6 protein-coding genes are annotated in these 6,832 nt (G+C 68.1%); 3 read left to right on the top strand and 3 right to left on the bottom strand.

The annotated features are described in order from the left end of the window. From FVW27_RS04210 to FVW27_RS04220, 3 genes are all read right to left on the bottom strand, one after another. Nucleotides 1-180: DUF2000 family protein (locus FVW27_RS04210; RefSeq protein WP_167123016.1), on the bottom strand; the 180-nt coding region annotated here is incomplete at its 3' end. Between the two features lie 268 nt (nt 181-448). Continuing rightward, on the bottom strand, nt 449-1,531 hold the full coding sequence (locus tag FVW27_RS04215) for an AraC family transcriptional regulator (protein WP_167123018.1): 1,083 nt from the start codon (nt 1,529-1,531) through the stop codon (nt 449-451). A gap of 179 nt (nt 1,532-1,710) precedes the next feature. Beyond that, nucleotides 1,711-3,354, bottom strand: coding sequence for an FmdE family protein (locus FVW27_RS04220; RefSeq protein WP_167123020.1), 1,644 nt, complete (start codon nt 3,352-3,354; stop codon nt 1,711-1,713). Nucleotides 3,355-3,811: 457 nt separating this feature from the next. Here FVW27_RS04220 and FVW27_RS04225 point away from each other — a divergent pair, with 457 nt between their 5' ends. From FVW27_RS04225 to FVW27_RS04230, 3 genes are all read left to right on the top strand, one after another. Then, on the top strand, nt 3,812-5,644 hold the full coding sequence (locus FVW27_RS04225) for a molybdopterin-dependent oxidoreductase (protein WP_243838202.1): 1,833 nt from the start codon (nt 3,812-3,814) through the stop codon (nt 5,642-5,644). After that, entirely contained in the window at nt 5,557-6,327 is a 771-nt protein-coding gene (locus FVW27_RS20815) for a molybdopterin dinucleotide binding domain-containing protein (RefSeq protein WP_243838204.1), read from the top strand. The genes FVW27_RS04225 and FVW27_RS20815 overlap by 88 nt, the downstream gene beginning before the upstream one ends. Further along, nucleotides 6,311-6,832, top strand: a 522-nt coding sequence (locus FVW27_RS04230) for a DMSO/selenate family reductase complex B subunit (protein ID WP_243838203.1), incomplete at its 3' end; no start/stop codon positions are given. The genes FVW27_RS20815 and FVW27_RS04230, both read left to right, overlap by 17 nt.

Genomic DNA, 6,832 nt, shown 5'->3' on the forward strand with positions numbered 1-6,832 from the left:
GATGGGCAACTGGGTGATGCCGGGGTGCTCGTCCCCGTCGCCGTCGGTGACGGCGGGGCCGACGATTTCCGGAAAGGCCCGGCCCACGGACAGGGACAGCACGGCGGCGGCGTTGGCGGCCACGCCGCCGGGCAGGCCGCCGTCGAGCACGATGGCGAACTTGGTGGCATCGAGGTTCATGCGTGATCTCCCATGGGGTGCGGCATGCGCCGTTCGGCAGGCGCGGTCGAAGGGCACGGCTTTGGCCTGTCCTGGCCGGTTTCGGGCGGACCGGCATCGGATGACCGGATGCCTTCGGGTGTGCCTGCTGGCGGGCATCCCGTGTTGGTGGATGACGGTTGACGGCGTGCGGAAACGCCGGATCATCCACTAGCATCGGGGGCCGCTGGCGTATGGAAGGATTTTGCGGCGGTGGGAAGCGCGAAGGTCCGTTCGGTCCGGTGCGGGTTCAGACCACGGAGCCGGTGGTATCGGCAGTGCCGGGCGCGACGCCCTCGGCTCCGCCCTGTTGGTACTGGCGGGGAGTGGCCCCGGTCAGGTCGCGGAACACGCGCGAGAAGTGGCTCTGGTCGGAAAAGCCGGTTTCCGCCGCCACATGGCTGATGGAGTGCCCCGCCGCCAGCAGGCCCTTTGCCGCCTCCACCCGCAGTTGGGTCTGGTAGGCGTGCGGGGGCAGGCCCGTGGCCTGCTGGAACATGCGCAGCAGGTGGCAGCGGCTGCGCCCGGCCAGGCGGGCCAGGTCGTCCAGACGCACCGGGTCGGCCATGTGGTCGCGCAGGTGTCGGCGCACCGCCTTGACGATGACGGTGGTTTCCAGAGATGCGGCGGTTTCGAGTGGGGGGGCTTCGGCGGGGGGCGCGTGAGTCGTGGCGGAGCCAGCGCCGGAAACGGGCAGGCAGTGGCGGGCCAGCAGCAGTTCCGCCGCCTGCACCAGCAGCGACTGCTTTTCCAGCACCGAGCCGCCGCGCGACACCGCATCGTACAGGGCCGACCACGCGGCCATGGACTGCGCGCAGTCAACCACCGGCGCGCGAAAGCGGGGCAGGGTGGCCGGGCGGAGGCAATCGGCGGGGAGACCGGACGCGCCGGGTTCGTCCCGCTCGCCTGATTCCGCCCTTGTGCCTGACTCCGTCCTTTCGCCGGATGCGCCCCGCGCCCTGGCCGGGCCGGGGTGTTCCGGCGTCTCGGCGGTGGTCGCCAGTTCCGCCTGTCCTTCCGCCTGTCCGGCCAGTTCAGCCAGCCATGCCGGGTCCACGTAGAACATGCGGTAGGCGAAGAAGGTGTCGCGGTCGGGGTTGCAGGCGTGCACCCGGTCCGGCTCGATGAGTACCAGCTGCCCCGCCACGGCCCGGTGCGGCGCGCCTTCCAGCATGAACGAGGCGGCTCCGCCGTCCATGATGCCGATGGAATACGCGGCGTGGGTGTGGCGGCGAAAGGTTTCCTCGTTGTAGCTCGACCGGCGCACCTCCACCTCGGGCAGGTCCGGATCGCGCCAGAAGCGGACGGCGGCGTGGCGTGGGGTGCGGCTCATGCGGGGAGTATCGGGGGGCTTGCCGGGGGCGTCAAGTGGGGGGATGCGCCGGATGGACGGTGCGGACGGGGTGAGCCGGGCAGTGGCGGCACCGGGGGCGTGGCCGGGGCCGGAGCATGAAAAAACCGGGGCAGCGCTGGCTGCCCCGGTTTCGCTTTCGGTACAGGTGCCGCCCGGTGCTACTTGCCGAACGGGCACTTCGGATACGTGCAGCTCTTGCATTCCATGCACAGGCCGCCGTCGCCCAGCTTGGCCAGGTCGCGCCGGGTGATTTCCACCCCGGCCAGCAGGCGCGGCAGCAGGATGTCCAGCGCGGTGGTCTTGAAGAACAGCGCGCAGGCGGGCACGCCCACCACCTGCACGGGGTGGGGGGCCTGCTCGCTGGCAATGCGCCCCACAAGGCTCATGGTGCCGGGCAGCATGGGCAGGCCGTACAGCATGTCGGTAAGGCCCGCGTCCATCAGCCCCTTGCGGGTCACGTCGTCCGGGTCCACGGACAGCCCGGCGGTGGTCACCACCAGGTCAGCTCCGGCGGCAATCAGGTCGCGCACGCCCTGGGTGATCAGGGCCGCGTCGTCGGGGGCGAACACGGTCTTCACCACCTCGCAGTTCAGGCGCTGGGCCTTCTGGGTGATGATGGGCGCAAACTTGTCCTGGATCAGGCCCTGGAACACCTCGGTGCCGGTGACCAGGATGCCGATCCTGGCGGCGCGCATGGGCAGCACCTGAAGCAGCGGGCCGTCCTGCAACATGGCCGTGGCCTTGATGAAATTCTCGCGCGAAAGGTACAGCGGAATGGCCCGCGTGCCCGCCACCTTGGTGCCTTCCAGCACCATGCTGTAGCCCTGGCGGGTGGCGCACATCACGTCGGGCACAAGATTGAAGCGTTCCAGCCGGTCGGTGTCCACCATCAGCAGGCCGTCGCGGGTGGCGGTAAGGTTGGCCTTGCCCTCGCGCGGGTCCGCAAGCATGGCCACGCCCTCGCCCGCCAGCATGGCCGCGAAGGTCTTGGCGGCCTCGTCCTCGTGCACCCAGGCGTCATCGGCTTCGGCGGCGTCCTGTACGTAGATGGAATTGCGCCCCATCATCTGCAGGCGGCAGATGTCCCCGGCGGTCAGTTCCTGTCCGGCGGTGAACTCCGCGTCCTTGTGCTCGCCGGGCACGATGCGGGTCATGTCGTGCAGGGCGCGCTTGCCCACGGCCTCGGCCACGGGCACGGCGCGCAGGGCGGGCTGGCCCTCGAAGGCAAAGCCGGGCCCGGCATGGTAGGGCGATTCCCCCTGGCACGAACGACAGATGCCGCCCGAGGACACCGGATAATATTCGCCGCACAGCGGGCAGCGGCCCACAAGTCCCTTGCCCTTGTGGCCCAGCCGGTCGGGCCGCACGGTGATGGGCCGGGCGGTCAGGATGTCCGGCCCCGCCTCCTTGATCTGCGCCTGCAACAGCGGCGTGTCCTGGTCCTTCTTGGGCTTCAGCTTCAGGAACCAGGTGCGGATTTCGCCCCACGGGCCCATCTTGTCCACATCCAGGTGCACGCGCACCCCTTCGCCGGTGCGCTTGTCGAACAGCGACACCGCGTAGATGCCGAAGTTCATGATGCGCAGCCAGCCGTTGCCCACCGTGCAGGGGGTCAGCAACTGCACCGCGTCGGGCAGGCACTGTTCGGTCTCGGAAATGGCGTCGAACAGGATGCCTTCCGGCAGGCCCCGGCGGGCCAGTTCGACCATGTAGCCGCCGATGATCAGGCCGGGTGCCGGATAGCCATGGAAATTGCGCGCCACTTCCATGAATTCGTCGTGGGTGTGTGGACCGATGAGCATGTGGTGGTTCTCGTGAAGGCAAGGGTTGCGTGAACGGCGCGGCGGCGGGGGCCGACCGGGAAAGCCTGCGTCGAACGGCGTTCGCGCGCATGCCATTCCCGTTGTTGCGGGTGCGTGTCCGCGCGCAGTCGTGTTGGCGTATTAGCCTGAAATACCAGTGCGTTGCAGTAGAAAACCCGCCCTGCGGCAAGACACTAGCAGGTTTTGGCGCGGCAGTCACGGAAGCGCGACTTGGCGTGGCATTGGCACCGCACTGGTTTTTACCACCCTGCCACGATCACGCGTTGCGTGGAAAGCGTGTAGGATGTGTCCTACATCCGTCTCTGTTTTCCTACGTTTTTGCAGCATGGCGGCAGCCCGGTTAGGCGCAGTGCAAGAAGGCGCGGCATGCGTGCCGCACCCAAGGCGTCTTACGCGCGTCACGCACGCGTCCTGATCGCAACAGAGAGGAATGTCCATGAAACTCGAACATTCGCAAGCGGCACAAGCTGGCGACGCCCGATCGGGCAGCCCGGCCCATGCCGCCGGAATGCCGGAAGATTGCGCGGCCCGGGGACTGGACCGCCGCACCTTTCTCAAATGGTGTGCGCTGCTGGGCGGCGCGGCCATGCTGCCCGGCGGGCTTGCCGGGCTGTGCCCCGCCGTGGCCGAAGCCGCCAGTGGCGAGTCGCAGGACTTTGTCTGGAGTTCGTGCAATGTCAACTGCGGCAGCCGTTGCGTGCTGCGCGCCATGGTGCGTGATGGCGCCATCGTGCGCATGGACACCGACAACCTGGGCGCCGACGACTACGGCACCCACCAGATTCGCGCCTGCCTGCGTGGCCGGGCCATGCGCCAGCGAGTGTACGCGCCGGAACGGCTGAAGTACCCCATGCTGCGCACCGGCAAGCGCGGCGAGGCCGCCTTCCGTCGCGCCACGTGGGACGAGGCGCTGGACGTCATTGCCGCCAAGATGAAGGACGTCAGGGAACGCTACGGCAACGAGGCGTTCTACCTCAACTACGGCACCGGCAACCTTGGTTCGGTCATGTCCAAGTCGTGGCCCACGGACCAGACGCCCATCACCCGGCTGATGAACTGCTACGGCGGCTACCTGAACCACTACAACACGTACAGCACAGCCCAGATCGCCACCAGCATGCCCTACCTGTACGGCGGCGGGCTTGGCAACGCGCTGTCGGACATCGTCAACAGCAAGCTGGTGGTGCTGTTCGGCAACAACCCGGCGGAAACGCGCATGAGCGGCGGCGGGGTGGTCTACGACATCCAGCGCGCCAAGCGTGAAAGCAACGTGCGGGTCATCGTCATCGACCCGCGCTACACCGACACCGCCGTGGCGGTTGCCGACGAGTGGATTCCCATCCGCCCGGCCACCGACGCCGCGCTGGCGGCGGGCATTGCCCACGTGCTGTTCGCCGAGGGCATGGCCGACCGTTCCTTCATGGATACCTACTGCGTGGGCCACGACGAGGCGCACCTGCCCGAGGGCGTGCCCGCGGGCAGTTCGTACGAGGCGTACATCATGGGCAAGGGGCCGGACGGCGTGGCCAAGACGCCGGGCTGGGCCTCGGCCATCTGCGGCGTGCCCGTCGATACCATCGTGCGCCTAGCGCGCGAGATCGGCACCGCCAAGCCCTGCTGCATCAGCCAGGGTTGGGGACCGCAGCGCCACCACAACGGCGAGACCAACTGCCGCGCCATTGCCGTGCTGGCCGCGCTGACCGGCAACGTGGGCATTCCCGGCGGCAACACCGGCGCGCGCGAGGGCGGCTATTCCATTCCCTTCCCCGGCTTTCCCACGCTGAAGAACCCGGTGGCCGCCAGTATTTCGTTCTTCCTGTGGACCGATGCCATCGTGCGCGGCCCGGAAATGACCGCCGAGCGCGACGGCGTGCGCGGCGTGCCCAAACTGAACGTGCCGGTCAAGTTCATCTGGAACTACGCGGGCAACGCGCTGATCAACCAGCACTCGGACATCAACCGCACCGCGCAGATCCTGTCGGACGACACCACGTGCGAGATGATCGTGGTGGTGGAAAACTTCATGACCCCCAGCGCGCGCTTTGCCGACGTGCTGTTGCCCGCCGTGACCAACCTGGAGGAGAACGACTTCGCCCACCAGGGCAGCACGGCGGAGATGGCTACGTGGTCTTTGCCCAGAAGGCCATCGAACCGCTGTTCGAGTCGCGCAGCGTGTACGACATGTGCGCCGACATCGCCGAACGCCTTGGCGTGCGCGAACAGTACACCGAGGGCCGCACCCGCGACGAGTGGCTCCAGAAGATACTGACAGACGCCCGCCAGAAGCTGCCCGACCTGCCCGCCACCCTGGAAGAGGCCTGGAAGCTGGGCGTGTACAAGGTCAGGAATCCCGGCAAGCCCTTCGTGGCGTACAAGGCCTTCCGCGATGATCCGGTGGCCAACCCGCTGGCCACGCCGTCGGGCCGCATCGAGATATTCTCGAAGCGGCTGTGGGACATCGGCCACAAGTGGGAACTGCCCGCCGGGGAGCGCATCGCCGCGCTGCCGGAATACGACGAGGCCACGGAAGGCCAGGGCGACCCGCTGCGCAAGAAGTATCCGCTGCAACTGGTCACCCACCACTACAAGCAGCGTACCCACTCCACCTACGGCAACGTGCCGTGGCTGAAGGAGGCGGCCCCCCAGACCGTGTGGGTGAACCCGCTGGACGCCGCCGACCGGGGCCTGGCCCATGGCGACATGGTGCGCGTGTTCAACGACCGGGGCGCCACGGTGCTGCCCGTAAAGGTGACGCCGCGCATCATGCCCGGCATCATCTCCATCCCGCAGGGGGCCTGGTACACGCCGGGCGCGGGCGGCACGGACTTCGGCGGCAGCGCCAACGTCCTTACCTCGCTGCGGCCTTCGCCGCTGGCCAAGGGCAACCCGCAACACACCACCCTGGTGGAGATGACCAGACATTCGGGAGGCAGCCATGCCAATGCCAGCTAGACCGGCGTTTCTCTTCGACTCGCGGCTGTGTACCGGCTGCAAGGCGTGCATGATCGCCTGCAAGGACAAGAACGACCTGGACCCCGGCGTGCGCTGGCGGCGGGTGACGGAATGCACCGGCGGCGAATGGACGCGCACGGCGGAAGGCTACCGCCAGAACGTGTTCAGCTACTACCTGTCGGTGTCCTGCAACCACTGCGAAGACCCCATCTGCGTCCAGTCCTGCCCCACCACGGCCATGCACCAGGACAAGAACGGCATCGTCAGCGTGGACCCGAAGAAATGCGTGGGCTGCAAGTACTGCTCGTGGGGCTGCCCCTACGGCGCGCCGCAGTATTCGGAGCGGCTGGGCCGCATGACCAAGTGCGACTTCTGCCGTGACGAGATCGAGGCGGGCCGCCCACCGGCGTGCGTGGCCGCGTGCCCCTCGCGGGCGCTGCAATGGGGCGACCTTGACGGACTGCGCGGCAAGCTGGGCCAGCCCATGGCCGTGGCCCCGATGCTT

Origin of the sequence: Nitratidesulfovibrio liaohensis (genome assembly GCF_011682075.1) — a bacterium.
GTDB lineage: Bacteria > Desulfobacterota > Desulfovibrionia > Desulfovibrionales > Desulfovibrionaceae > Cupidesulfovibrio > Cupidesulfovibrio liaohensis.

Bases quoted from the DNA above. Each gene is read 5' to 3' on its own strand.
- FVW27_RS04215 (WP_167123018.1), bottom strand. From the start codon at position 1,531: ATGAGCCGCACCCCACGCCACGCCGCCGTCCGCTTCTGGCGCGATCCG.
- FVW27_RS04220 (WP_167123020.1), bottom strand. From the start codon at position 3,354: ATGCTCATCGGTCCACACACCCACGACGAATTCATGGAAGTGGCGCGC.
- FVW27_RS04225 (WP_243838202.1), top strand. From the start codon at position 3,812: ATGAAACTCGAACATTCGCAAGCGGCACAAGCTGGCGACGCCCGATCG.
- FVW27_RS20815 (WP_243838204.1), top strand. From the start codon at position 5,557: ATGTGCGCCGACATCGCCGAACGCCTTGGCGTGCGCGAACAGTACACC.